The sequence below is a fragment of the Pantoea latae genome (assembly GCF_002077695.1).
In the GTDB taxonomy this organism is placed as follows: Bacteria; Pseudomonadota; Gammaproteobacteria; order Enterobacterales; family Enterobacteriaceae; genus Pantoea; species Pantoea latae.
Genome location: NZ_MWUE01000029.1, coordinates 1 through 25,712 on the forward strand (window position 1 = coordinate 1; position 25,712 = coordinate 25,712).

Annotated in this window: 22 protein-coding genes; 11 read left to right on the forward strand and 11 right to left on the reverse strand. The window is 60.9% G+C overall.

Annotated features, from left to right (window positions below):
* Nucleotides 1-297: 297 nt before the first annotated feature.
* Nucleotides 298-1,686, reverse strand: coding sequence for a Re/Si-specific NAD(P)(+) transhydrogenase subunit beta (gene pntB, locus B2J69_RS19285; protein ID WP_081141284.1), 1,389 nt, complete (start codon nucleotides 1,684-1,686; stop codon nucleotides 298-300).
* Nucleotides 1,687-1,689: 3 nt separating this feature from the next.
* The gene (gene pntA, locus B2J69_RS19290; RefSeq protein WP_081141285.1) at nucleotides 1,690-3,222 is read right to left on the reverse strand and encodes a Re/Si-specific NAD(P)(+) transhydrogenase subunit alpha; all 1,533 of its coding nucleotides are present in this window, start codon (nucleotides 3,220-3,222) and stop codon (nucleotides 1,690-1,692) included.
* A 536-nt stretch (nucleotides 3,223-3,758) separates the two neighbouring features.
* Here pntA and ydgH point away from each other — a divergent pair.
* Complete coding sequence (gene ydgH / locus B2J69_RS19295) at nucleotides 3,759-4,712, forward strand: DUF1471 family protein YdgH (RefSeq protein ID WP_081141286.1); 954 nt, start codon at nucleotides 3,759-3,761, stop codon at nucleotides 4,710-4,712.
* 203 nt (nucleotides 4,713-4,915) lie between these two features.
* On the forward strand, nucleotides 4,916-6,307 hold the full coding sequence (locus B2J69_RS19300) for a basic amino acid/polyamine antiporter (RefSeq protein WP_081141288.1): 1,392 nt from the start codon (nucleotides 4,916-4,918) through the stop codon (nucleotides 6,305-6,307).
* On the opposite strand, the gene B2J69_RS19305 is transcribed toward B2J69_RS19300, so the two are convergent.
* The gene (locus B2J69_RS19305; RefSeq protein WP_081141291.1) at nucleotides 6,304-6,720 is read right to left on the reverse strand and encodes a hypothetical protein; all 417 of its coding nucleotides are present in this window, start codon (nucleotides 6,718-6,720) and stop codon (nucleotides 6,304-6,306) included. The two genes, B2J69_RS19300 and B2J69_RS19305, sit on opposite strands and share 4 nt — an antisense overlap.
* 175 nt (nucleotides 6,721-6,895) lie before the next feature.
* Between B2J69_RS19305 and rstA the strand changes: the two genes are divergently transcribed.
* The 6 genes from rstA to B2J69_RS19330 all read left to right on the forward strand — a co-directional run bounded on the left by rstA (nucleotide 6,896) and on the right by B2J69_RS19330 (nucleotide 12,135).
* Entirely contained in the window at nucleotides 6,896-7,627 is a 732-nt protein-coding gene (gene rstA / locus B2J69_RS19310) for a two-component system response regulator RstA (protein ID WP_081141294.1), read from the forward strand.
* Entirely contained in the window at nucleotides 7,624-8,925 is a 1,302-nt protein-coding gene (gene rstB, locus B2J69_RS19315) for a two-component system sensor histidine kinase RstB (RefSeq protein ID WP_081141297.1), read from the forward strand. Before rstA ends, rstB begins: the two co-directional genes overlap by 4 nt.
* Before the next feature lie 20 nt (nucleotides 8,926-8,945).
* A complete protein-coding gene (locus B2J69_RS19320) occupies nucleotides 8,946-10,433 on the forward strand; it encodes a carboxypeptidase M32 (RefSeq protein ID WP_081141300.1) in 1,488 nt (495 codons plus the stop codon).
* Nucleotides 10,434-10,588: 155 nt separating this feature from the next.
* Nucleotides 10,589-11,041 (forward strand): acid resistance repetitive basic protein Asr, encoded by a 453-nt coding sequence (gene asr, locus B2J69_RS19325; protein WP_081141375.1) that lies wholly within the window; start codon nucleotides 10,589-10,591, stop codon nucleotides 11,039-11,041.
* Nucleotides 11,042-11,127: 86 nt separating this feature from the next.
* A complete protein-coding gene (ydgU, locus tag B2J69_RS24610; protein WP_456238497.1) occupies nucleotides 11,128-11,208 on the forward strand; it encodes a small membrane protein YdgU in 81 nt (26 codons plus the stop codon).
* Nucleotides 11,209-11,325: 117 nt separating this feature from the next.
* Nucleotides 11,326-12,135: a trypsin-like serine peptidase gene (locus B2J69_RS19330; RefSeq protein ID WP_081141303.1), complete on the forward strand. Its 810-nt coding sequence runs from the start codon at nucleotides 11,326-11,328 to the stop codon at nucleotides 12,133-12,135.
* A 92-nt stretch (nucleotides 12,136-12,227) separates the two neighbouring features.
* Here B2J69_RS19330 and hrpA read toward each other — a convergent pair whose 3' ends face one another.
* Nucleotides 12,228-16,130 carry an ATP-dependent RNA helicase HrpA gene (gene hrpA / locus B2J69_RS19335; RefSeq protein WP_081141306.1) on the reverse strand — a complete coding sequence of 1,301 codons (3,903 nt, stop codon included), beginning with the start codon at nucleotides 16,128-16,130 and terminating at the stop codon, nucleotides 12,228-12,230.
* Nucleotides 16,131-16,386: 256 nt separating this feature from the next.
* On the opposite strand from hrpA, the gene B2J69_RS19340 reads away from it, so the two are divergent.
* A complete protein-coding gene (locus tag B2J69_RS19340) occupies nucleotides 16,387-16,986 on the forward strand; it encodes an FMN-dependent NADH-azoreductase (RefSeq protein WP_081141308.1) in 600 nt (199 codons plus the stop codon).
* Nucleotides 16,987-17,044: 58 nt separating this feature from the next.
* On the opposite strand, the gene B2J69_RS19345 is transcribed toward B2J69_RS19340, so the two are convergent.
* From B2J69_RS19345 to B2J69_RS19355, 3 genes are read right to left on the reverse strand one after another with little or no spacing between them, the layout of a single operon-like run.
* Nucleotides 17,045-17,341, reverse strand: a complete 297-nt coding sequence (locus tag B2J69_RS19345; RefSeq protein WP_094078534.1) for a YdbL family protein — start codon at nucleotides 17,339-17,341, stop codon at nucleotides 17,045-17,047.
* Nucleotides 17,342-17,373: 32 nt separating this feature from the next.
* Nucleotides 17,374-17,562: a YnbE family lipoprotein gene (locus B2J69_RS19350; protein WP_081141311.1), complete on the reverse strand. Its 189-nt coding sequence runs from the start codon at nucleotides 17,560-17,562 to the stop codon at nucleotides 17,374-17,376.
* Nucleotides 17,559-20,171 carry a YdbH family protein gene (locus B2J69_RS19355; RefSeq protein ID WP_081141314.1) on the reverse strand — a complete coding sequence of 871 codons (2,613 nt, stop codon included), beginning with the start codon at nucleotides 20,169-20,171 and terminating at the stop codon, nucleotides 17,559-17,561. Before B2J69_RS19355 ends, B2J69_RS19350 begins: the two co-directional genes overlap by 4 nt.
* 143 nt (nucleotides 20,172-20,314) lie before the next feature.
* Between B2J69_RS19355 and B2J69_RS19360 the strand changes: the two genes are divergently transcribed.
* Complete coding sequence (locus tag B2J69_RS19360; protein ID WP_081141317.1) at nucleotides 20,315-21,301, forward strand: 2-hydroxyacid dehydrogenase; 987 nt, start codon at nucleotides 20,315-20,317, stop codon at nucleotides 21,299-21,301.
* A 7-nt stretch (nucleotides 21,302-21,308) separates the two neighbouring features.
* Here B2J69_RS19360 and B2J69_RS19365 read toward each other — a convergent pair whose 3' ends face one another.
* The 3 genes from B2J69_RS19365 to B2J69_RS19375 form a co-directional block, all read right to left on the reverse strand.
* Nucleotides 21,309-21,581 carry a putative hemolysin gene (locus tag B2J69_RS19365; protein ID WP_081141319.1) on the reverse strand — a complete coding sequence of 91 codons (273 nt, stop codon included), beginning with the start codon at nucleotides 21,579-21,581 and terminating at the stop codon, nucleotides 21,309-21,311.
* Between the two features lie 415 nt (nucleotides 21,582-21,996).
* Complete coding sequence (gene feoB / locus B2J69_RS19370) at nucleotides 21,997-24,123, reverse strand: Fe(2+) transporter permease subunit FeoB (RefSeq protein WP_081141320.1); 2,127 nt, start codon at nucleotides 24,121-24,123, stop codon at nucleotides 21,997-21,999.
* Complete coding sequence (locus B2J69_RS19375) at nucleotides 24,120-24,362, reverse strand: FeoA domain-containing protein (protein ID WP_236722754.1); 243 nt, start codon at nucleotides 24,360-24,362, stop codon at nucleotides 24,120-24,122. Before B2J69_RS19375 ends, feoB begins: the two co-directional genes overlap by 4 nt.
* A 200-nt stretch (nucleotides 24,363-24,562) precedes the next feature.
* Between B2J69_RS19375 and B2J69_RS24120 the strand changes: the two genes are divergently transcribed.
* The gene (locus B2J69_RS24120; RefSeq protein ID WP_158083444.1) at nucleotides 24,563-24,733 is read left to right on the forward strand and encodes a YdgH/BhsA/McbA family protein; all 171 of its coding nucleotides are present in this window, start codon (nucleotides 24,563-24,565) and stop codon (nucleotides 24,731-24,733) included.
* 7 nt (nucleotides 24,734-24,740) lie between these two features.
* Here B2J69_RS24120 and B2J69_RS19380 read toward each other — a convergent pair whose 3' ends face one another.
* The gene (locus tag B2J69_RS19380) at nucleotides 24,741-25,697 is read right to left on the reverse strand and encodes a sensor domain-containing diguanylate cyclase (RefSeq protein WP_081141321.1); all 957 of its coding nucleotides are present in this window, start codon (nucleotides 25,695-25,697) and stop codon (nucleotides 24,741-24,743) included.
* Nucleotides 25,698-25,712: the final 15 nt, after the last annotated feature.

Consider the following 25,712-nt stretch of genomic DNA (forward strand, 5'->3'; position numbering starts at 1 on the left):
CTGCCTGACGGACCGGTGGGGATGGAACATCCCTGTTCCAGCCCCACCTTTCGCCCGCTTCCCTGCGGGCTCTCCTGGCAGACTCATTCTGTTCAGCGCTGCGAAATGCCCGCCCCTGAGCGGCCCCGGCCTGCTGGCAAGCTTCCGCATGCGCTGCTGGAAAGGGCACGGCCCGGCAGCCGAGGAGGCGCAGCGGCCCGCACCAGCCTCTCACACGCATAAAAAAGGCCGCCATTTGGAGAAAATAGCGGCCTTACCTTAACTATTAAGCATTAGGCCAGTTGGCCGCCCTTTTCATTACAGCGCTTTGAGAATCCCTTCCACGCTCGCTTTGGCGTCGCCAAACAGCATCTGGGTGTTCTCTTTAAAGAACAGCGGGTTCTGCACGCCGGCATAGCCGGTGTTCATCGAGCGTTTAAACACAATGACGTTCTGCGCTTTCCACACTTCCAGCACCGGCATGCCGGCAATCGGGCTGCGCGGATCGTCCTGCGCCGCCGGGTTAACGGTGTCGTTGGCGCCGATAACCAGCACGGTGTCGGTATCGGCGAAATCGTCGTTGATCTCGTCCATCTCCAGCACCACGTCGTAAGGCACCTTCGCCTCCGCCAGCAGCACGTTCATATGCCCTGGCAGACGTCCGGCGACCGGATGGATGCCGAAGCGCACCTTAATGCCGCGCGCGCGCAGTTTCTCGGTGATCTCCGCCACTGGATACTGCGCCTGCGCCACCGCCATGCCGTAGCCTGGGGTGATAACCACCGAGGAAGAGTGCTTCAGCAGCTCGGCCGTCTCTTCTACGTTGATTTCGCGGTGCTCGCCCGCCTCTTCGCTCTCGCCGCCGACGCTGCTGTCAGTGCCGAAGCCGCCAGCGATCACGCTGATAAAGGAACGGTTCATCGCCTTACACATAATGTAAGAGAGGATGGCACCCGAGGAGCCGACCAGCGCACCGGTCACGATCAGCAGGTCGTTGCTCAGCATAAAGCCCGCCGCCGCCGCCGCCCAGCCTGAGTAGGAGTTAAGCATCGACACCACCACCGGCATATCCGCGCCGCCGATAGAGGCCACCAGATGCCAGCCGAACGCCAGCGCGATCAAGGTCATCAGCAGCAGCGCAAACACCTGCGCGCCAGTGCTTTCGGTGCGCACAAACCACAGCAGCAGCAGAAAAGAGACCACCAGCGCCAGCAGGTTCAGCTTGTGACGATGCGGCAGCATCAGCGGACGCGACGAAATCTTGCCGCGCAGCTTGCCGAACGCCACCAGCGAGCCGGTAAAGGTCACCGCACCGATAAAGATGCCGAGGAACACTTCGGTCAGGTGAATATTTTCCAGCACCGCCGGCAGGCCCGGCGCATGATCGATAAAGCTGTTAAAGCCCACCAGCACCGCCGCCAGGCCGACGAAGCTGTGCAGGATCGCCACCAGCTCCGGCATTTCAGTCATTTCGACCTTCTGCGCCAGACGCACGCCGATGGCGCCGCCGATGACCATCGCCAGCAAAATCCAGGCGACGTTGCCGCTGTCGGGACCAAAAATAGTCGCCAGCAGCGCCAGCGCCATCCCGCTGATGCCGAACAGATTGCCCTGCTTCGAGGTCTCATGCTTCGAGAGCCCCGCCAGGCTGAAAATAAACAGAATCGCGGCAACAATGTATGCCGCAGTCACTAATCCGCCAGACATCAGTTACCCCTTACGAAACATTTTCAGCATGCGCTGGGTGACGGTGAAACCACCGAAAATATTGATGCTGGCGATCAGCACCGCAATAAAGGAAATAAAGGTGACCCAGCCGCCGTGACCCATCTGCAGCACTGCGCCAACCACGATAATGCCGGAGATGGCATTAGTGACCGACATCAGCGGCGTGTGCAGCGCGTGGCTGACGTTCCACACCACGTAGTAGCCGACCACGCAGGCGAGCGCGAACACGGTGAAGTGCGACAGGAACTCGGCCGGCGCGACGTTGGCCAGACAGGCGAACAGCACGATCGCCAGCGCCAGCAGCAGGTATTTGCGCCAGGTCGGCGCCGGTTTCGCCGCTTCCTTAACCACCGGCTGCGCGGCCGCAGGGGCGGCTTTCGGCGCAGCGGAGACCTGAATCGGCGGCGCGGGCCAGGTGACTTCGCCGTCGCGGATCACCGTGACGCCGCGCACCACCACATCCTCGAAGTCGATGGCGATTTCGCCATTCTTCTCTTTGCACAGCAGCTTCATCAGGTTCACCAGGTTTGTGCCGTAAAGCTGCGAAGACTGCGTCGGCAGGCGGCTAGGCAGATCGGTATAGCCGATGATCTTCACACCGTTGTCGGTGACGGTGACGCGGTCGGCCACGGTCAGCTCGCAGTTGCCGCCGGTTTGCGCCGCCAGATCGACAATTACGCTGCCCGGTTTCATGCTGGCCACCATCTCGGCGGTGATCAGCGTCGGTGCCGGCTTGCCCGGGATCAGCGCCGTGGTGACGATAATATCGACCTCTTTCGCCTGCGCGGCGAACAGCGCCATTTCCGCCTTAATAAAGGCGTCCGACATCACCTTCGCATAGCCGTCGCCGCTGCCCGCTTCCTCTTCGAAGTCCAGCTCCAGAAACTCGGCGCCCATGCTCTGCACCTGCTCTTTCACTTCCGGACGGGTGTCGAAGGCGCGCACAATAGCGCCGAGGCTGCCCGCCGCGCCGATTGCCGCCAGACCGGCCACGCCAGCGCCGATCACCATTACCTTCGCCGGCGGCACTTTGCCCGCCGCGGTGATCTGGCCAGTAAAGAAGCGACCAAACTCATGTGCAGCTTCCACAATGGCGCGATAGCCAGCGATATTGGCCATCGAGCTGAGCGCGTCCAGCGACTGCGCGCGCGAAATACGCGGCACGGCGTCCATCGCCATCACGGTGACCTTGCGCGCCGCCAGCTTCTCCAGCAGCGCCGCGTTCTGCGCCGGCCAGACAAAGCTCACCAGCGTGCTGCCGGCGCGCGTCAGAGTGATCTCCTCGTCGTCGGGCGCGTTCACCTTCAGCACGATATCGGACTGCCACACCTGCTGGTTGTCGCACAGCGTGGCGCCAGCGGCGACGAAACTGTCGTCATCAAAACTGGCGCGTTTGCCGGCGTCATGCTCAACGGCAACGCTGAAACCCAGTTTAATAAGCTGCTCAACGGTTTTCGGCGTCGCCGCCACGCGCGCCTCGTTGGGCAATCGCTCTTTGGGTATTCCAATTAACATATTCTTCCCTTTCATCGAGTGATGATGGCCTGTTGACTGCATAACGACACAGCGCCCGAAACAGGGTTTCAGGCGCTTATGAACGAAATGCACTTGTATCAAAGTATTTATAACCTACTGAAAATATGAATAGCGATCTACAGCCAGTGCTTGTACTTATGACATTCATGCGATTATTCAGCGTCTAAAGAGAAAAGCCGCGTTATGCGACTGGCAATAGGGCACTTTCACCTATTTTCTGCTGGGCAGAATCGTGTCATGTCGAATATCGCGTTAATAAAAACCTTTATTTAACAATGTATTAACTGTTTAAGAACTATGGGTTACCACATTTTCAGATATTCGGGTTAAAAAAGCGCCTTAACACAGTTGCATGACGACTGAGTGAATTTCGCTATCAATTTCACGCGTTTTGTCGCATAAATTGGCTGCGACAGCCTGTTTATAACATGCAATAATCAGCGGCTAATCTGTTATACATCAAGAGTCCAGCACGTTTTCGTACTCATTTTTGCGTAAGGCGAAGGATCATTTTTATGAAGCTGAAGAACACCATTCTGGCGTCAACCTTGTTATCCCTGCTGACGGCCAACGCGTTTGCCGCGCAGGAACTGACGCCGGAAAAAGCGGCCGAGCTGAAACCATTCGAACGTATTAACGTCACCGGCCGCTTTAACGCTATCGGCGATGCGGCCGATGCCGTCTCGAAACGTGCGGATGAGATGGGCGCGGCCGCCTACTTTATTCAGGGCATTAACGACAGCAACGGCAACAGCGGCAACTGGCGCGTGACGGCCGACCTCTATAAAGCGGACGCGCCGAAAGCCAATGACGAGACCACCTACCGCGTGATGAACGGCGTGAAAGAGCTGCCGAAAGCGGAGGCCTTTCGTCTGGAGCCGTTCGACACCGTGAGCGTCAGCGGTTTCTTCGCCAGCCAGCCAGACGTCAACGACGCCATCAGCAAAGCGGCAAAAGAGAAAGGCGCGGCCTCGTTCTTTATCGTGCGCCAGGTGGACGCCAACAACGGCGGCAACCAGTACGTGACCGCCTATGTCTATAAAGCCGATGCGAAAGAGCGCAAGGTGCAGAGTCCGAACCTGATCCCGGCGGACTCCGAAGCGGGCAAAGCGGCGCTGGCGGCCGGCGGCGAAGCGGCGAAACGCGTGGAAATTCCAGGCGTCGCCTCGTCAGAGACCCCGAGCAACGGCGTGGGTCGCTTCTTTGAAACCCAAAGTTCCACCGGCCAGCGCTATACGGTGAAACTGGCGAACGGCAAGTCGATTCAGGAAGTGAACGCCATTACCGCTGCGCAGATGCAGCCGTTCGACAGCGTGACCTTTACCGGCCACTTCGGCACCCCGACCGAAATCTCCGAAGAAGTGGCGAAACGCGCCGCCGACAAAGGGGCGAAGTACTACCACGTTACCCGTCAGTGGCAGAACCAGAGCGGCGGCAACCTGACCGTCACCGCCGACCTCTTCAAGTAATTTTCTTCAGGGCGGCGCCCGCCGCCCTGCTGTTTGCATTATCCCTTCACAATTTTGCATAACCACGCATTGCCATCCCTTTTCGCACTCCGTAGAATCTGCGCCCTGCTTTTAGCGGAATCCGTCATGTAAAAGCAAAACAGCGCGGTTAAATTCGACGCTCAGAACATAATCCAGCCACTTATGCTAGCGGGAAGGGTATTTTGGAGAAAAAATTAGGTCTCAGCGCACTTACCGCGCTGGTGCTCAGCTCAATGCTCGGCGCGGGCGTGTTCAGTTTGCCGCAGAATATGGCGGCGGTGGCCGGGCCGGCCGCGCTGCTGATCGGCTGGCTGATCACCGGCGTCGGCATTCTGTTTCTGGCGCTGGCAATGCTGCTGCTGACCCGGCTCAAGCCAGAGCTGGACGGCGGCATTTTTACCTATGCGCGCGCCGGCTTCGGTGAGCTGCTCGGCTTCTGCTCCGCCTGGGGCTACTGGCTGTGTGCGGTGATCGCTAACGTCTCCTACCTGGTGATCGTCTTTTCGGCGCTAAGCTTCTTTACCGACACGCCCGAACGCGTGGTGTTCGGCGACGGCAATACCTGGCAGGCGATGCTCGGCGCCTCGGTGCTGCTGTGGATGGTGCATTTTCTGGTGCTGCGCGGCGTGCAGACCGCTGCCAGCATCAATCTGCTGGCGACGCTGGGCAAGCTGGTGCCGCTGCTGCTGTTTGTGGTGCTGGCGGTTGCGGCCTTTAACTATGACCAGTTCCACTTCGACTTTTCCGGCCTCGCGCTCGGTAAGCCGCTGTGGGAGCAGGTGAAGCAGACCATGCTGATCACGCTGTGGGTGTTTATCGGCGTTGAGGGCGCGGTGGTGGTCTCCGCGCGGGCGCGGGAGAAAAAGGATGTCGGCCGCGCCACTCTGCTGGCGGTGCTGGCGGCGCTGCTGGTCTATCTGCTGGTCACCCTGCTGTCGCTCGGCATCGTGCCGCGCGCCGAGCTGGCGCAGATGCGAAATCCGTCGATGGCGGGCCTGCTGACGCGTCTGATGGGGCACTGGGGCGATGCGGTGATCGCCGGCGGCCTGATCGTGTCGGTGTGCGGCGCCTACCTGAGCTGGACCATTATGGCGGCGGAAGTGCCTTTTATCGCCGCGCAGCAGGGGGCGTTTCCGCGCAGCATCGCGCGTCAGAACGCGCGCAGCGCGCCGGCCGCCTCGCTGTGGCTGACCAACGGCAGCGTGCAGCTCTGTTTGATCCTGATCGCCCTGACCCACGCCGACTACAACACGCTGCTGACCATCGCCTCGGAGATGATCCTGGTGCCCTATTTACTGGTGGGGCTCTATCTGGTGAAGCTGACGCGCGGCAAACAGCAGCCGCTGGCGCTGGCCATCGGCCTGGGCGCCAGCCTGTATGGACTCTGGCTGCTCTACGCCTCCGGGCCGCTGCATCTGCTGCTGTCGGTGGTGCTCTATGCGCCTGGGCTGCTGCTGTTTCTCTTCGCCCGCCGCGGCGGACGCGGCGACGTCTCGCTCACGCAGCTGGAGCGCATCGCTATCGGCTTGCTGATGGCGGCGTCGCTGCCCGCGGTGTGGCAGCTAACGGTTTAGTGCGGCTGACCGGGGATCACCACGCACAGCAGGTCATCCTGCTGTGTGAGGCTGAGAGGCTTGCGGTATTCCTGATGGATGGCGTCCAGCTGCTGCGCGGAGAGCGGATAAGGCAGCTGGATGTCAAAATGGCTGATGTGCTGCTGTTCGGCCAGGGTGATTAAGCGCGCGATATTGATCTCGTCGCTGACCTGGGTTGAAATGATTTGTAATGCTAATTCTTTCAGGTGCTCGTCGCTCGCCTGTACACTGCGAGCCGAGGATTTGCGCGTCACCATGCCGAAGATCGGCATCACGCCGTAAATGGCGTCAACGAAACTCCAGCGTTTTTTGCAGGAGGCGGAGAGAAAATCGCTGTAGTTGAAGCAGATGCGGTCACTGTATATGGCTGAAGCCAGCTCTTTATCAGACACCCTCGCACTCCCCCTGTTTTTCATTACGGTTCAGAACCTTGCTTAAACGCTGTGTCAATGATGGCACATTTTGCCGTGTAGATACCAGTGAAGTAAGGATATTTCGTGCGGTGGCATAGTGCCCAGGACCGGGAAAAGTTATGCTGCTCGCCAGGCTAATTTGTCGTAGTGGATTATGAACAAAATCGTTTTTGTTGAAGACGAGCCGGAAGTCGGTTCGCTGATTGCGGCCTACCTGGGCCGCCATGATATTGAGGTGATTGTCGAGACGCGCGGCGATCGCGCTGAAGCGGTGATTGCGGCAGAGCAGCCGGACCTCGTGATGCTGGATATTATGCTGCCGGGCAAAGACGGCATGACGCTGTGCCGCGATCTGCGCAGCCAGTGGCAGGGGCCGATCGTGCTGCTTACCTCGCTCGACAGCGACATGAACCATATTCTGGCGCTGGAGATGGGCGCGCAGGACTATATCCTGAAGACCACGCCGCCCGCGGTGCTGCTGGCGCGCCTGCGGCTGCATCTGCGTCAGGCGCAGCTGGGACAGAGCGACGAGGCGCCCGCGCCCGCCGCCGCGCAAAAACAGCAGAAGCTGCTGCGCTTCGGCTCGCTGACCATCGACGCGCTGAACCGCGAAGTGACGCTGTTCAGCGAGCAGATTGTGCTTTCCACCGCTGATTTCGATCTGCTGTGGGAGCTGGCCAGCCACGCCGGTCAAATTCTGAATCGCGACGCTCTGCTGAAAACCCTGCGCGGCGTGAGCTACGACGGTCTGGATCGCAGCATCGACGTGGCGATCTCGCGGCTGCGTAAAAAGCTGCACGACAGCGCCACCGAGCCTTTCCGCATCAAAACTATTCGCAACAAAGGCTACCTGTTCGCTCCGCAGGCGTGGGACACCCAGGCATGAGAAAACTGTTTATCCAGTTCTACCTGCTGCTGTTTGTCTGCTTTCTGGTGATGGCGCTGCTGGTGGGGCTGGTCTACAAATTTACCGCCGAACGCGCCGGCAGGCAGTCGATGAACGATCTGATGGCGAGTTCGCTCTACCTGATCCGCAGCGAACTGCGCGAAATTCCGCCGCGCGACTGGAACAAGACGATTAAAAGCCTCGATCTCGGGCTGTCGTTCGATCTGCATATCGAGCCGATGAGCAAGTATCAGCTTGACGAGCCCGATATGCGCCGGCTGCGCGCCGGGGAGATCGTGGCGCTGGACGATCAGTACACCTTTTTACAGCATATTCCGCGCAGCCATTACGTGCTCTCAGTTGGCCCGATCCCCTATCTGTTCTATCTGCACCAGATGCGGCTGCTGGATATTGCGCTACTGGTGTTTATCGGCATGTCGCTGGCGCTGCCGGTGTTTATCTGGATGCGGCCGCACTGGAAAGAAATGCAGCGCCTGGAGATTGCGGCGCAGCGCTTCGGCCGCGGCGAACTGGATGTGCGCACCCATTTCGACAATACCTCCAGCCTGTTCCGCTTAGGCATCGCCTTTAACCAGATGGCGGAGAACATCAACACGCTGGTGGCGAGCAAAAAGCAGCTGATCGACGGCATCGCCCACGAGCTGCGCACGCCGCTGGTGCGCCTGCGCTACCGGCTGGAGATGAGCGACAACCTTACCGCCGGGGAGTCCGCCGCGATTAACCGCGACATCGGCCAGCTGGAGAGCCTGATTGAAGAGCTGCTCACCTATGCGCGCCTCGATCGCCCGCGCGTCGACCTCAACCTCACCTCGCTCGACCTGGCGCACTGGCTGCGCGAGCATATCAACGACGTGCGCGCCCTTAATCCGCAGACCCAGATCGATCTCGACCTGCCGCAGCGCGAAAACCACGGCGTTTCCGACACCCGCCTGATGGAGCGTGTGCTGGACAACCTGGTCAACAACGCGCTGCGCTACGCCAGCCAGCGGCTGCGCGTCAGCCTGTGGTTCGACGGCGCGCTCGGCTGCCTACAGGTGGAAGATGACGGCCCCGGCATTCCCGCTGAGGAGCGCGAACGCGTTTTTGAGCCGTTTGTCCGCCTCGATCCGAGCCGCGACCGCGCCACCGGCGGCTGCGGGCTTGGGCTGGCGATCGTTCACTCTATCGCGCAGGCGCTAGGCGGCCGCGTCAGCATCGAAAACAGCCCGCTGGGCGGCGCCAGCGTTCGCTTTTGCTGGCCGGTTGATCTACCCTTGCGCGATGTTTCCGCACGATAACTTTTCACAAGGAGCTTCAGGTGACTACTGCTTATCAACAACTTAGCGCTACTTTTCAGCGCCTTTCCCGTTTCGGCCACCTGATGGCGGTGGCGGGCTGGGACATGCAGACCATGATGCCCGCCGGCGGCAGCCAGGCACGCGGCGAAGCGCTGGCGGAGATGGGCGTGCTGCGCCATGAGATCCTGACCGATGCGCGCGTCGGCGAGCTGATTAAGGCGGCTGAACAGGCGGACCTCAACGACGTCGAACGCGCTAACCTGCGCGAGATGCAGCGTGCATGGCAGCAGGCCTCCTTGCTGCCCGCCTCGCTGGTAGAAGCGAAATCGCTGGCCGGTTCGCGCTGCGAGCACGCCTGGCGCGAACAGCGCCCGGCCAACGACTGGCAGGGTTTTGCCGCCAACCTGAAAGAGGTGGTGCGCCTGAGCCGCGAAGAGGCGCAGCTGCGCGCCGAGGCGAACAATACCTCGCGCTATGACGCCCTGCTCGATCTCTACGAACCGGGCATGACCAGCGCCAGGCTGGACGCCACCTTCGGCGAGCTGAAAAGCTGGCTGCCCGATCTGCTGCAGCGCGTGGTGGAGAAGCAGGCGCAGGAGAAGGTAGAGCAGCCGCAGGGCCCCTTCGCCATTGCCGCGCAGCGCGAGCTGGGTTTAAGCGTGATGACGACGCTGGGCTTCGACTTCCGCCACGGTCGGCTCGACGTCAGCGCGCATCCTTTCTGCGGCGGCGTGCCGGAGGATGTGCGTATCACCACGCGCTACAACCAGGATGAGTTTCTCAGCGCGCTGATGGGCGTGATCCATGAAACCGGCCACGCGCGTTATGAGCAGGGTCTGCCGCAGCAGTGGCGCAGCCAGCCGGTTGGCCTGGCGCGCTCCACCGCTATCCACGAATCACAAAGCCTGTTTATGGAGATGCAGCTCGGCCGCAGCCGCGAGTTCCTGCAGCGTATTCTGCCGCAGGTGTGCGACAAGCTCGGCGCGCAGCCGGCGCTGCAGCCGGAAAACTTTGTGCGCCTGACGCAGCGGGTGAAGCCAGGCTTTATTCGCGTCGACGCCGACGAACTGAGCTATCCGGCGCACGTGATTTTACGCTTTGAGATTGAGCGCGCGCTGATTGAAGGCGAGATCGAGGTCGAGGATATTCCGGCGCTGTGGGACGAGAAAATGCAGCAGACGTTAGGGCTGGATACACGCGGCAACTACCGCGACGGCTGTATGCAGGATATTCACTGGACCGACGGCGCCTTCGGCTACTTCCCCACCTACACGCTGGGCGCCATGTACGCGGCGCAGCTGTTCCAGGCGGTGAAAAAGGCGCTGCCCGATCTCAGCGACCGGCTGCAGCATGGCGAGCTTCAGCCGGTGTTCGACTGGCTGCAGCAGAACATCTGGCAGCACGGCAGCCGCTTCCCCACCGAGCAGCTGCTGATCAACGCCACCGGCGAAGCGCTGAACCCGCGCTTTTTCCGTCAGCATCTTGAACAACGTTACCTGAATCGCTAATCTGTGCGGCCTTCGCGGCCGCCCTTTTCCCCCTTTGTACAATCCGTTACACGCCGATACCAAACACCCACGGAAACCCCGCCCCTTTTTTTTTATAGTCTTTTCACCGGCCCCGCAGTGGGCTACACATGAAAAAAATGTTCGAGGAATTTGCAATGAAAAAATTGTTTGCACTGGTCATCGCCGCTGCTATGGGTCTCTCTTCTGCTGCTTTCGCTGCTGACACCACCGCTGCGCCGGCTGCTGCCCCTACTGCGACCACCACTACCGCTGCGCCGGCTAAAACCACGCACAAAGTCGCTCACAAAAAACACAAAGCCGCTCAGAAAGCGCAGGCTGCTAAAAAGCATAAAAAAGCCGTGAAGAAAGATGCAGCTCAGAAAGCGCAGGCCGCTAAAAAGCACCACAAAAAAGCAGCTAAGCCAGAAACTGCACAGAAAGCGCAGGCTGCGAAAAAACACCACAAAGTAGCCAAGAAAGCCGCTGCGCCGCAGAAAGCTCAGGCTGCTAAAAAGCACCACAAAGTAGCCAAGAAAGCCGCTGCTCCGCAGAAAGCTCAGGCTGCTAAAAAGCACCACAAAGTTGCCAAGAAAGCCGCTGCTAAATAATTAAGGCTGCGCACCTGCGCCTTAAGAAGCGTTGAATAATAAAAACACCCGGTTCTGCCGGGTGTTTCGTTAGTGGAGTTGCGGAAATGGTGCGTCGCTATCGTTTTGAAATTATTTTGCTGGTGATGATCCTGTGCGGCGTCGTCGCGGCCTTCTTCTTTATTTAGTCGTTGTAGCGTGCTGATTATCCCAATAAATCTCCCTTTTTTACCGCTCACCGGCTATAGTTATTGCGCACGCGTGATGACATTAACCTCTTCTTAAATCTCGCCGTTGAGAGACCTATGCGCCTGGCTATGTTGCTGTTGACTGGATTATTCTGTTTCACCACTCTGGCCCACGCCGATGATGATGACGATGCGCCGAATCCTGATGAAATCAAAACGCTTTTCTTTGGCAAAGATCACCGCAAAGCCATTAGCGACGTCACGGCCGCGCCCTGGGACGCCATCGGGCAGCTGGAAACCGAGAGCGGCAACCTCTGCACCGCCACGCTGATTTCCGCCCATCTGGCGCTGACGGCGGGACACTGTCTGCTGACGCCGCCCGGCAAATTTGATAAACCAGTGGCGCTGCGCTTTATGGCCAGCGACAGCGGCTGGCGCTATGAAATTCACGATATTGACGCGCGCGTTGAGCCTGCGCTGGCGCGCCGGTTGAAAGCAGACGGCGAAGGCTGGATCGTGCCGACCGACGCCGCGCCCTATGATTACGGCCTGGTGATCCTGCGCAACCCGCCTTCGGCGATTACCCCTATCCCTTTGTTCGACGGATCGCGCAGCGATCTCACCGCCGCGCTGAAAGAGACGGGGCGCAAAGTAACTCAGGCGGGCTATCCCGAAGATCATCTGGATACGCTTTACTCTCACAGCGACTGTTTAATCACCGGCTGGGCGCAGCGCGCCGTGCTGTCGCATCAGTGCGATACGCTGCCGGGCGACAGCGGTTCGCCGCTGCTGCTGAAAAACGAGAGCGGCTGGCAGCTGATTGCGGTGCAGAGTTCCGCGCCGGCAGCGAAAGATCGCTATCTGGCCGATAACCGCGCCATCGCCGTGACCTCGTTCCGCGATAAGCTGGAAGCGCTGGCGCAGTAACCCGCGCGACCAGGATGCAAAAAAGGCGCCGCTGGCTATCCAGCGGCGCCTTTTTCATTTCCGCACGCGTCTGCGCGGCGGCTCGCTAACGATTACGCCGCGATCTGCTCCATCGCCTGCAGGATGCGCTTGTCGGAAACAGGATAAGGCGTGCCAAGCTGCTGTGCGAAGTAGCTGATGCGCAGCTCCTCGATCATCCAGCGCACCTCGCGCACCTCTTCATCATCCTGGCGCTGCGGCGGCAGCTTATTACGCCACGCCTGCCAGGCCTGTTCGACCGCCTGCACTTTCAGCATGCGTGCGCGATCGCTGTGCGGATCGGCCGGCAGTTTTTCCAGACGACGCTCGATACCGTGCAGATAGCGCAGCGTGTCGCCGAGTCGCTTCCAGCCGTTGCCGGTGACGAAGCCGCGATAGACCAGCCCGCTCATTTGCGCCTTGATATCCGCCAGCGCCAGCGCCATGGTCATATCGACGCGCCCTTTTAGTCGTTTATTGATGTTGAACACGGCGGTGAGGATCTGCTCGACCTGCTTCGCGATCTCCACCACGGCGTCATTTAGCTCGGCACGTACTTTCTCACGCAGCTGGTCGAAGTTCTCCTGCTGCCAGGCCGGGCCGCCCGCTTCCGCCATCAGCTTGTCGACGCCGCAGGCGATGCAGTCGTCGATCAGCTCCAGCACTTTGCCGTACGGGTTGAAGTAGAGTCCCAGCTTGGCTTTGTTCGGCAGCTTTTCGTGCAGATATTTAATCGGTGACGGAATGTTCAGCAGCAGCAGGCGACGCTGGCCGCGCCACATCATCTTCTGCTGCTCCTGCTCGCTGTCGAACAGGCGGATCGCCACGCTCTCTTTCTCGTCCACCAGCGCTGGCCAGGCTTTCACCTGGTAGCCGCCGCGCTTCTGCTCATAGCTGCGCGGCAGGTCGCCGAAGCTCCAGAGATGCAGGCCGCTCTGCTCCAGGCCATCATCCGCCACTTTAGAGAGCGTCTCCTGCACCTTGCCCTTCAGCTCCGCCTTCAGCGCGCTGAGATCTTTGCCCTCTTTCAGCTTGCGGTTGTGCTCATCCACCACGCGGAAAGTCATTTTCAGATGATCGGGCACCTGTTCCCACTGCCAGTTTTCCCGCTCCAGCGTCACGCCGGTCATGCGGCGGAACTCTTTCGCCAGCGCGTCGAGCAGCGGCAGCTCCATCGCGGTGACGCGGCCTAAAAAGGCGTCCGCGTAGTTGGGTGCCGGCACCAGGTTGCGGCGCAGCGGCTTCGGCAGCGACTTAATCAGCGCGATAATCAGCTCGCGCCGCACGCCGGGGATCTGCCACTCGAAGCCCTGATCCTCGACCTGATTGAGCAGCGGCAGCGGAATATGCACCGTGACGCCGTCGGCGTCGGCGCCCGGCTCGAACTGGTAGCTCAGCTTCAGCTTCAGATTGCCCTGATGCCAGAAGTTGGGGTAGTCGAGCTGGCTGACCTTCTCCGCGCCCTCTTTGATCAGCATCTGCTTGTCAAAGCTGAGCAGATCGGGATTCTCGCGGCTCGCCTGTTTCCACCAGCTGTCGAAGTGCCTGGCCGACACCACCTCCTGACCGATGCGGCGATCGTAAAAACCAAACAGCGTTTCATCGTCCACCAGAATGTCGCGACGGCGCGATTTATGCTCCAGATCTTCGACTTCGCTGCGCAGCTTCTGGTTGTTGCGGAAAAAGGCGTGGCGCGTCTGCCAGTCGCCTTCCACCAGCGCGTGGCGGATAAACAGCTCGCGGCTCAGCGTCGGATCGATGCTGCCATAGTTAACCTTGCGCGCGGCGACGATCGGCAGGCCATAGAGCGTCACTTTCTCCTGCGCCATCACCGCACCCTGGCCTTTTTCCCAGTGCGGCTCACTGTAGCTGCGCTTGATCAGGTGCTGCGCCAGCGGCTCGATCCACTCGGGATCGATGCGCGCCGCGATGCGGCCCCATAGCCGACTGGTTTCCACCAGCTCGGCCACCATGGTCCATTTAGGCGGCTTTTTAAACAGCCCGGAGCCGGGGAAAATGGCAAAGCGGGCGTTGCGCGCGCCGGTGAACTCCTGTTTTTCGGCGTCTTTCATGCCGATATGCGACAGCAAACCGGTGAGCAGCGCGCAGTGCACCTCGCGGAAACCGGCCGGCTCGCTGTTGACCGGGATCCCCAGCTCACGCACCACCTGCCGCAGCTGGGTATAGATATCCTGCCATTCGCGCACGCGCAGATAGTTGAGAAACTCCCCTTTGCACTGGCGGCGGAACTGGTTGCCGGAGAGCGCCTTCTGCTGTTCGCCGAGATAGTTCCACAGGTTGACGAAGGCGAGAAAGTCAGACTCTTTGTCGGCGAACCGGCGATGTTTTTCATCGGCGGCCTGCTGTTTCTCCACCGGACGCTCGCGCGGATCCTGAATCGACAGCGCCGAGGCGATAATCATCACCTCGCGCACGCAGCCGAACTTCTGCGCCTCGAGCACCATGCGCGCCAGGCGCGGATCGACCGGCAGCTGCGCCAGCTGACGGCCAGAGGCGGTCAGTTTGTAGTGGCCGTTCTCTTCGTTGAGCGTCAGCGCGCCCAGCTCTTCCAGCAGGCGCACGCCGTCCTGAATATTGCGTCGGTCGGGCGCCTCGACAAAGGGGAAGGCGGCGATATCACCCAGCCCCAGCGCCGTCATCTGCAGAATGACCGACGCGAGGTTGGTGCGCAGGATCTCAGGATCGGTGAACTCTGGGCGGCTGAGGAAGTCATCTTCCGAGTAAAGACGAATACAGATGCCTTCCGAGACGCGACCGCAGCGCCCTTTGCGCTGATTCGCCGACGCCTGCGAAACCGGCTCGATCGGCAGACGCTGCACCTTGGTGCGGTAGCTGTAACGGCTGATGCGCGCGGTGCCGGGATCGATAACGTATTTAATGCCCGGCACGGTGAGCGAGGTTTCCGCCACGTTGGTCGCCAGCACGATGCGTCGTCCGCTGTGCGCCTGGAACACCCGATTCTGTTCGGCGTTCGACAGGCGCGCGTAGAGCGGCAGAATTTCGGTGTGCGGCAGATCGCGCTTCATCAGGGCGTCGGCGGTGTCGCGGATTTCACGCTCGCCGCTCATAAAGATCAGAATATCGCCGCGGCTCTCGTTGCCCAGCTCGTCGACCGCGTCGAAGATCGCCTGCAGCTGGTCGCGCTCGCTGTCGTCGGCATCTTCCACCACCGGCCGGTAACGCACCTCGACCGGATAGGTGCGGCCCGACACTTCAATCACCGGCGCATTATGGAAGTGGCGCGAAAAGCGCTGCGGATCGATGGTCGCTGAGGTAATGATGATTTTAAGATCGGGGCGGCGCGGCAGCAGCTCGCGCAGGTAGCCGAGCAGAAAATCGATATTCAGGCTGCGCTCGTGCGCCTCATCGATAATGATGGTGTCGTACTGCAGCAGCAGGCGATCCTGCTGGATCTCCGCCAGCAGAATGCCGTCGGTCATCAGCTTGACCTGGGTGGTGTCGCTGACCTGATCGTTAAAGCGCACCTTATAGCCGATGCAGCCGCCGAGGGAGGTCTCCAGCTCGTCGGCGATACGGTTGGCGACGGTGCGCGCCGCCAGACGACGCGGCTGGGTATGGCCAATCAGCCCTTTCACGCCGCGTCCCAGCGCCAGACAGATTTTCGGCAGCTGGGTGGTTTTACCCGAGCCGGTTTCGCCCGCGACGATCACCACCTGGTGGTCGCGGATCGCCTCGGCGATCGCCTGCTGCTTCTGACTGACGGGCAGATTGTCGGGAAAGGTGATTTTCGGCGTCGCGGCGGCGCGCGCGGCGACGCGCTGCTCCGCCGCGGCGATCTCCTGGCTCAGCTCGTCGGCGATGGCGCGCTGCGCCTCGGGATTGTTGGCCTTGCTGGCGCCGCGCAAACGGCGCTGGAGACGCTGACGGTCGCGCAGCATCAGGTTATCGAGTCGCGACCAGAGCGACGCAAAAGAGGCGGAAACCGGTGATGACATAATATTGAAGCACCTTCTCAGACGGAGCCGCTGCAGCTCGCAGCGTCCGGTAGCCGGGCTAACCGGCTGATTCTAAAAAATAGTATTGGGCAAAGAGTAACACATTTCAGCACAACCGGCTGCGCCATCCATGCCATGCTTATTCAAGAAATTCGAACATAGCTCTCGAAATATTGCGCTTTTACCGCGTCGCTAATGTCCGTAGAGTGTAAACCATTGAGCGGGAAGCCTTCCGCGTAACAAACAGGAAACAGCAATGAGCAAAGTATTAGTTCTGAAATCCAGCATTCTGGCGGGTTACTCACAGTCAAGCCAGCTGGCCGATTTTTACGTTGAAGAAGCCAAAGCGAAAGGCGATCAGGTGACCGTGCGTGACCTGGCGGCAGATCCGATTCCGGTGCTGGATGGCGAACTGGTCGGCGCGCTGCGTCCGTCTGATGCCCCGCTCTCTCCGCGTCAGCAGGAGGCGCTGGATCTCTCTAACGCGCTGATCGACGAGCTGCAGGCGCACGACGTGGTGGTGATCGCCGCGCCGATGTACAACTTCAATATCCCGACGCAGCTGAAAAACTATTTTGACCTGGTGGCACGCGCCGGCGTCACCTTCCGCTACACCGAAGCGGGCCCGGAAGGCCTGGTGAAAGGCAAGCGCGCGGTGATCCTCTCCAGCCGCGGCGGCATTCATAAAGATACCCCAAGCGACCTGCTGACGCCGTACGTGAAGCTGTTCCTCGGCTTTATCGGCATCACCGACGTCAACTTTGTCTTTGCCGAAGGCATCGCCTACGGCCCGGAAGTTGCCACTAAAGCGACTGACGAAGCGAAAAGCGCCATCAAACAGATTGTTGCCGCCTAATCATCATCATTATTATTAATTCTGTGTTTCGATTGCCAGGCATGACGCCTGGCTTTTTTTATTTCTGCATCCACAGGCCGTTCAGGCCGCGCACATACTCGCCCGCGCCCGCGCGCTCCACCAGTTTCCCGCCGGCAATGCGCGCCACCTGTTCGGTGGTGAGGCTGTTCTGCTGCGCGATACGCTGATACTCCGCGCTGCGCCCGTCGTTAATGCGCCTGACCAGCGCCAGCGTCTCGCTGTCCTGCTGGCGCGCGGCGATATAGCCGCTAAAGGTTTCGCCAACGCGACCCTGATGACGCGCCTCATCGAGCGTGAGCGCCAGCGCCGGCTGGGCCGCGCCCAGCAGCAGCATGGCGGCGATCAGCCGCTGCGTGATGGCGTGCCTCAAAAGAGATCGCTCTGATTTTTCAGCAGCGCCTCCACGTCTTTGTCCACTTTGATATGGATTTCATGTTCGATCTTCACGTTCATATTGATGGTAATCGGCTCTTTCGGCGCCGCCACCTCGATGCGCGGCACGCAGCCCATCAGCGGCAGCCCGGCTGCCAGCACCAGTAACGCCCTCAGGCTCATGGTTGTTGATCCCTTTTGGTCGGCAGAGTGGCGTTCTGTTCCACCCAGGATTGCAAATTATCGCCAAAGCGCAGGCTGCGCCAGAGTTGAAACAGATTCTGCTGATGGCGGTAGTTCAGGTTTACGGTCTGTTCGCGGTTGCTGAAGCGACTGACGCCCTGCACCTGCGCCTGCATCGTCAGGTTGCCGAGATTGTCGAGATCGAGCGTCGCCCACGAGCGCGAGATCGCCATATAGCGCAGCCAGTCCATCGCCGCGCCCGCCGCGACGTTGCCCGCGGTGATGGCGTCAGCCATATCTTTGTCCATCCGAAAGGTCAGCCCGCCGCTGTTGGCGATCCAGCCGTTGTGCACCAGCCAGTGCGGATTGTTGACCCATAGCGGCAGCTCGCCGTTGATGTTGCCGGACATGGCGAACTGCTTCGGCTTCAGTGCGGTCACCAGCTTGCTCAGGCTGATATCACGCAGGCTCAGGGTCGCGGCGTCGTGCTGCGGCAGGCGCAGCGCGGGCAGCGTGACCTGGCCACCCAGCAGATCGAGGCTGACATCCTGCAGGGTTAAAGGGTGATCCTCGCGCCACGGATAGTAGCCCTGCAAATCGGCGCGGATATTCTGCATCGCGAACTGATTGGTGACTTCGCCGATGCGCAGCGAAACCGGGCCGCGCACGCCGAACTGCCACTGCTGATCTTTCAGACGGAACGGCAGCGAAAAGTCGACGCCGTTGATCTGGTTGTCCGGCGTCCAGAGGCTGCCCTGTTTCACCGTCCAGTGGCCACCGGCGCTAAAGCCCTCCTGCGCGGCGGCGGAAAACGCCACCTGCGCGCGCAGCTCGCCCGCGCGGATTTTCATCTTCAGATCCGGCTTTAGCAGCGGCTGAAACACCGTCAGAGACTGGGTCGGCCACCAGGCTTCGCCGCGCAGGCGCGCGCCATCCCAGCGTCCATGCACGCGCAGCGGCCCGATCGCCTGCGCCTGCAGCTGGCCGCGCCAGATAAAGTGGCTGGGATCCTGGCCTTTCGCCTCAAAGCGCAGCGAGGAGGCGGGCAGCCGGCCGCCGAAATCGAACAGCGTCTCGCCCGCATCGATGCGGAAGCCGCCGTTAAAGGCGGGCGCCTGCAGATCGCGCTGCCAGTTTACCGGCGCGCTCAGCGTCAGGCGCGGCCGTAACACCTGCGCCATGCCGTACTGCATCTGATTAAAACCGGCATCAAGGCTGTCGAGATGGATAAGGGTGTCGCGCCAGCCGCCCGTGCCTTTCAGGGTCCAGGCGGCATTAAGCGGCAGCATTTCGCCCGCGCCCCAGTAGCGCCACGTCCACTCGCCTTTATCCGGCCAGAAGTTGGCGGCGCGGCCGTCGAGATGCAGCTGGAACTGACCAAAACTGGGGTCGTGCGCCTTCAGGATCGCCTGCAGCCGACCATCAACGCCCTGCGAGGCGAGGCGCACGCCCGCCAGCGGCCAGCGCGCCTCGTCCACCTCCAGCGTCGAGAGCAGACGGCCGCGCAGGCGCAGCAGCGCGCCGGGCTGAAATTTCAGCTGCGGATCGAGCAGCGGCCCGCTGAGATTGCCCGGCAGCGCGGCATAAAGCTGCATCGCCGCCAGCTTGCTCTCACCGGTCAGCCGCAGCGGCAGCGCGCTATCGGTCATGCTCAGCTTGCCTGGACCAATACTTAACACCGCGTTGCCCTTACCGCCGCGCCCCTGCGTCAGCACGTTGAGCCGCCCGGTAATCTGCGTCTCCTCCAGGCCCTGCTGCCAGTTATCGAGCCTGAGGTCAAGAAAGCCGGAGAGCGTCTGGTCGCCGGTCGGCCAGCGGTAGCGTCCTTGCACAATGCGGATCTGCTGCGGATCCGCCTGCCACGGCAGCGACAGCAGCGGCTGGCCGTCGCCGCGGGTGTAAAGTTCGAGTTTTCCCTGCTGCTGCTGCCAGTCGAGCGTCAGACGCAGCGGCTCACCGGCGTATTGCAGGTCGCCCTCCAGCGTACCGCTCACCGGCAGGCCATTGGCGAATTCTGGCAGATCAAACGCGCCGTGGAGGGTAACCGGCTGCGGCAGCGCCTGGTGGCGCAGGGTCAACTGCTCGACCTCCAGGTGTTGTCCCTGCAGGCGGGCGTCGACAGAAAGGTTGTCGCCGCGATAGCGCAGCGTCTGCTGCTCTGGGGTCAGGCTGAGATCGAAGCGGCCGGCGTACTGCTGCCAGGGCGCAATCGCGAGGGTATCGAGCTGAATATCGGCGCCGGGCAACAGCTGCTGCCACGCCGCCAGGCTTTTCGGCGCACCAGCCTGCTCGCCTGCCGGCAGCTGCTGCAGGCAGTCGCTGTCGAGCGTCACCTGATGGGCGTTTAGCCGCCAGCGTCGGTGATGCCAGCCGAGCGAAGCCTGCTCCACGCTCGCCAGCACGCACTCGCCCGCCAGATAGCGCACCGCAGGGAACCACAGCGCCCCGTCGCGCCAGCGCGGCGAGCCGTCCAGCACGATGCGCGTCTGCGCCGGCAGCCAGATGCCAGCCAGGCGCGGCAGCCATTGCGTCAGGGAGAGCATCAGCCCCAACACCAGCAGCGTCAGCGCCAGCAGTGCGGCGAGTAGTCGGCGGAGGCTCCGCGGCATGGCAGCAATTTTCCTTTTCCTTACAGGATCCTGACAGTGATGATGGCACGTAATCGGCCAGAGTTGAAGGCGCGCAGCCAGCGGCAGCAAAATTGGCAATAAAACGTTATGCTGTGTGGATACCCGAATGCAGGAGCGTAACGATGAAAATCGCGGTTTATAGCACGAAACACTATGACCAGAAGTATCTCGATCACGTCAACGAAGGCTACGGTTTTGAACTGGTCTACTTCGACTTTTTACTGACGGAAGCGACGGCCAAGAATGCCGTCGACTGCGACGCCGTCTGCATCTTCGTTAACGATGACGGCAGCCGTCCGGTACTGGAAGAGCTGGCGGCGCTGGGGGTGAAGTATATCGCGCTGCGCTGCGCCGGATTTAATAACGTCGACCTTGCGGCGGCGGCCGAGCTGGGTCTGAAGGTGGTGCGCGTGCCCGCCTATTCGCCGGAAGCGGTGGCGGAGCATGCGGTCGGGCTAATGATGACGCTGAACCGCCGCATCCATCGCGCCTATCAGCGCACGCGCGACGCCAACTTTTCCCTCGACGGCCTCACCGGCTTCAATATGCACGGTAAAACTGCGGGCGTGGTCGGCACCGGCAAGATCGGCGTGGCGACGATGCGCATTCTTAAGGGCTTCGGCATGCGCCTGCTGGCGTTCGATCCCTGGCCGAGCGCGCAGGCGCTGGAGCTGGGCGCGGAATATGTCGATCTCAAGACGCTGTTTGCCGAGTCAGACGTGATTACCCTGCACTGCCCGCTGACGCCGGAGAATCACCACCTGCTCAACGCCTCGGCCTTTAGCCAGATGAAAGATGGCGTGATGATCATTAACACCAGCCGCGGCGGACTGATTGATTCTCAGGCGGCGATTGACGCGTTAAAACAGCAGAAGATCGGCTCGCTCGGCATGGATGTCTACGAGAATGAGCGCGATCTCTTCTTTGAAGATAAGTCTAACGACGTGATTCAGGACGACGTGTTTCGTCGCCTGTCAGCCTGCCACAACGTGCTCTTTACCGGCCATCAGGCGTTTCTCACCGCTGAGGCGCTAACGGCGATCTCCGAAACGACGCTGTCGAATCTCAACCAGCTCGAACGCGGCGAAGCCTGCCCGAATCAGCTGTAAGCCTGGCTTAGCGGGCGCAGCGGCCGCCGATCAATGCCTGCTCGTCGCAGCGGCGTCCGTTTGCCAGCTGGCACATGCCGACGCGCGTGCCGTCCAGCTGGTGAGAAAAGGCCAGCGTGCCGCCTGCGCCAGCGCAGTTGCTTTCCGCCAGGGATGACATCACCACGTGCGGCTGGATATGGGCGGCGGTGGCTTGTTGCGGCGGCTCGTTATCGCCGTGGCTGCTGCATGCGCTCAGCAGCAGCGCCGCGCCGGCCAGCAGAAAGGAGGCTGCTTTCATCAGTCGGGCTCCGAAGGTATCAGGGTTAGAGGCCGGTCAAGCATAAGACAGGCGTCGCAGCCGGTCGATAGGCGACACAGCTTTTTACAAAATTTTCTCTGCTGCTTTGCAAGCAGAATTATCCTGTTTCACGCCTGCTGGCGGCTCAGCTTCCTCTTTCTGCAGCAGTGAGCGCCCAAAGCACCGCCAGGAGTGACACTGTCACTTCTGGCAGGCCCGAGGCCCCTGTGCGCTAACGCTTTGATCTAACGCAAACAATACGCCTCTGCTGGCTGCCGCCGTTGAGGCGCGGTTTAACATCGCAGCGCCATGATGGCAAATGAGGCTACGCCTCACGACAACAAGTACGGCTGTTGATCCTTTAACCGGCTGCTGCGGTAACGCTCCACGACAGGAGCGTTTTTTTATGTGTCCGCTAATGACCGCACCCTTTGCATCCGGCGCAGCCAGCCGCGTCTGCTGCCCGCATGCCGGGCTGCAGGCTGTTGCGCATGCGCCGCAGCAGCGCGACGGCAGCGGCCGCCGCCAGCGCGATAGCCAGCAGACAACTCAGGCTAAAGCCGGGATGTTGCATAAAGGTGCCGAGCTGATACACCAGGGTGGCGGTGGCGTAGGCCACGGCTGTTCCCCAGATCAGAGCGAACCACATCCAGTTCCGCCCCGCCTCTTTTGCCAGTGCGCCTAAAACCGACACGCACGGCACGTAGAGCAGCACAAACACCAGGTAGCTGTATGCCGCCAGCGGGCTGCCGAACATGCTCTGCATTATCCCCAGCGCATCCTGACTCATCTCACCGTCGCCTTTGCTGGCTTCAACCGGATTAAACAGCGCCTGCGGCGTGAAGGCGTCCTTGAGGTTTTGCCAGGTCTCCTCCAGCGCGGAGAGCATCACCGTCGACAGGCTTTGCGTCGCTGCCTCGTCGCCTGGATTCTGCGGCTCCGCCAGATAGAGCGCGTTAAGCGTGCCAACCACGCTCTCTTTTGCCATCGCGCCGGTCACCAGACCGACCGTCGCCTGCCAGTTGTCGGCGCGGATCCCCATCGGCGCGAACAGCGGCGTCACGTAGCGGCTGGCCGATGCCAGCACTGAATCGTCGACGCGCCGGGCGACATCGCCCTGCGCCGTCAGGCCAGAGAGCAGGCTGATCGCCACGCAGGCCACGACAATCACCGCCCCTGCGCGAACAACGAAAGCGTGCAGGCGGAACCAGGTTTGCAGCAGCAGGCTGCGCATCACCGGCACATGCCACAGCGGCAGCTCCATAATCGCCTGCGACGAGGCGCCGCTCAGCAAGGTCTGCTTCAGTACCAGACCGGTGACCACCGCCACCGCGATGCCCAGCAGATAGAGCGAAAAAGTGAGTGCCGCGCCTGCGCTGCCGAAAAACGCCGTGGCGAAAAGCGCGAATATCGCCAGCCGCGCGCCGCAGGACATAAAAGGCGCCATCAGCATCGTCAGTATCCTTTCGCGCTCCGTCTCCAGCGTGCGCGCGCCCATCACCGCCGGCACGTTGCAGCCGAAGCCGACGATCAGCGGCACAAAAGATTTGCCCGGCAGCCCGAGCCAGCGCATCAGGCGGTCGACCACAAAGGCGGCGCGCGCCATATAGCCCGACTCCTCCAGTACCGTCAAAAAGAAGAACATCAGCGCCAGCTGCGGAACCAGCGGCAGCACGGTAGTGATCCCGCCGCCGATCCCCTGCGCCAGAAACGACGTGAGCCAGTCGGGAAAATGGAGCGAGGCGCAGAGGCGCGCCGTGCCGTCGATAAACAGCGCGGTGGAGCCATGCTCAAACAGCGGCTGCAGCGCGCCGCCGATATTAATAGAGAGGTAGAACATCAGGTACATCACCGCTAAAAACAGGGGAAAGCCGAGCCAGCGGTTGAGAAACAGCGCATCCAGCCGGCGCGTCAGCCGATGCGCCTGGTTCGGCTCCCGCTGGCAGGCGGCCTGACAAATCGTCTCTATGCGCGCCAGGCGATCCTGCTGGCTGACCTCTGCCCGGTTTAGCCGCAGCGCCGCCGGCGCGTCGGCTGCAACCCGATCGATGGCCGCCAGCAGCTGCGGCACCCCTTCCGCGGTCGACGCCGACATCAGCACCACGGGACAGCCCAGCTGCGACGCCAGCGTCTCCGCCTCGACTTTCACGCCGCACGCGCTGGCGACGTCAGCCATATTCAACACCACGATCATCGGCAGATTGAGCTCGCGCAGTTGCAGCGTAAGCCACAGGCCTTTCTCCAGGCTGGAGGCGTCAACTACGTTGATCAGCAGGTCCGCCTGGCCGCTCATCACATAGCTGCAGGTGACGCGCTCGTCGGCCGAGAGTCCATCTTCCGCGTGCACCCTCTCCAGCGAGTAAATGCCCGGCAGATCGATCAAGGTCACCGATGAATGCGGCGTAGCGAACGCGCCCTGCTTGCGCTCAACGGTGACGCCCGGCCAGTTGCCGGTGCGCTGACGCAGGCCCGTCAGCAGGTTAAACAAGGTGGTTTTGCCGGCGTTTGGGTTGCCGGTCAGGACGGCGTTGAGGCTTTTCATTGGCTCGCCTCCTCCGTCACGGCCGCCAGTTGCAGCAGCGCCAGGTCAGCTTTGCGCAGCGCGTAGCTGGTGTGACGCACGCGCACCTCTGCCGGATCGCCCAGCGGGGCCAGCCTGACGATTTCGATCAGCGCGCCCGGCACCAGGCCCAGCGAGAAAAGTTTTCGGCTAAAGGTTCGCGATACGTCGTCCCGGAACCCTTCAATGCGCCATTTGCTCCCAGGTGTTATCAGCATCATCTCATCTCCGCTATTTCTGTGGCGCCACTATGCAATTGCGAACAATTATCGTTATTGATTTAGATCGCGTTAGGGGCGAGAGCGGCGGGCAAAAATGCGCGGGTTGAGTCAAGGTTGAGGAAGCGGGCTGCGGCGGTTAGCGCGCGGTTGAGGTTAGTAAGATGACAATAGCCGCGACTGTTTTAACGAGAAACCTTTTCATGCTGAAATCTGTCGCGCTCTTCTTCTGCCTGCTGCTTTCTGGCTGCGCCGTGCCGCATCATCCCCAGGCGAAAAACAGCAACCCGCCGCCGGAATGCGCGTCGCACGGCGATGAAATCGACTGCACCTGGCGTGAGGTGCCTGACAGCCCGGCAGACCAGCCAGGCTGAGCGGCGGCTAGGCTTTTTTTCTGCGCTTTTCTGAATACATCACGCTGTCACTCTCTTTGATCATCTCCAGCAGCGAGGAAAATTCGCCGTCATCGCTGTTGATCACGCCATAGGAGTAGTTGATGTTATAGGGCTTGCCGGAGCGCTGGTTCCAGCCGTTCAGGCTGTCGCGCAGCCTGGTTTGAAACGCCGCCGCATCGTTGCCGCTGGCAAGCAGCACGGCAAACTCGTCGCCGCCCAGTCGCCCAATAATATCTTTCGCGCCCGTCAGCTGACGCAGCTGCGCAGCAAATACCTTCAGCACCTCGTCTCCTTCGGCGTGTCCCCACATATCGTTGATGGGCTTGAACTTATCCAGGTCAAAATAGAGGATGCTGAAAGGCTTATTCTGCTGCTGACAGGCTCTGAAGCGTTTTTCTCCACTGCGGTAAAAGCCGCGTCGGTTAGGAATCGCGGTCAGGCTGTCGGTCATCGCCATGTTGATGACTTGAAACTCATCTTCTACGATAAAGGCCAGATCTTTCAGGGTGGCGATATCTTCCTGCGTAAAGTCGCGCGGTTCGCTGTTCACCAGGCATAAGGTTCCCACCACCGCGCCATCTGGCAGATGAACCGGATAGCCGACGTAAAAACGAATATAGGGCTCGCCCGTCACCAGTGGGTTATCGTAAAAGCGTTCATCCTGACGCGCGTCGCTGACGATCAGCGGCCCTTGCTGCAGGATGGCGTGGGCGCAGAAGGAGATATCGCGCGACATTTCGCGCCCGCTGAGCCCCTGGCAGGCCAGCGCCCACTGGCGATCGCGATCCACCAGATTAATCACCGCGATCGGCACCTGAAACAGTTTCTGGCCGATGCGCGTCAGTCTTTCGAAGCGCTCTTCATCCCTGACATCGAGCAGGTCAATCATATACAGCGACTTCAGTCGCTCCTCTTCATTTTCCGGGATGCCGGGAAACTTCATGTTTACCTCATTAGC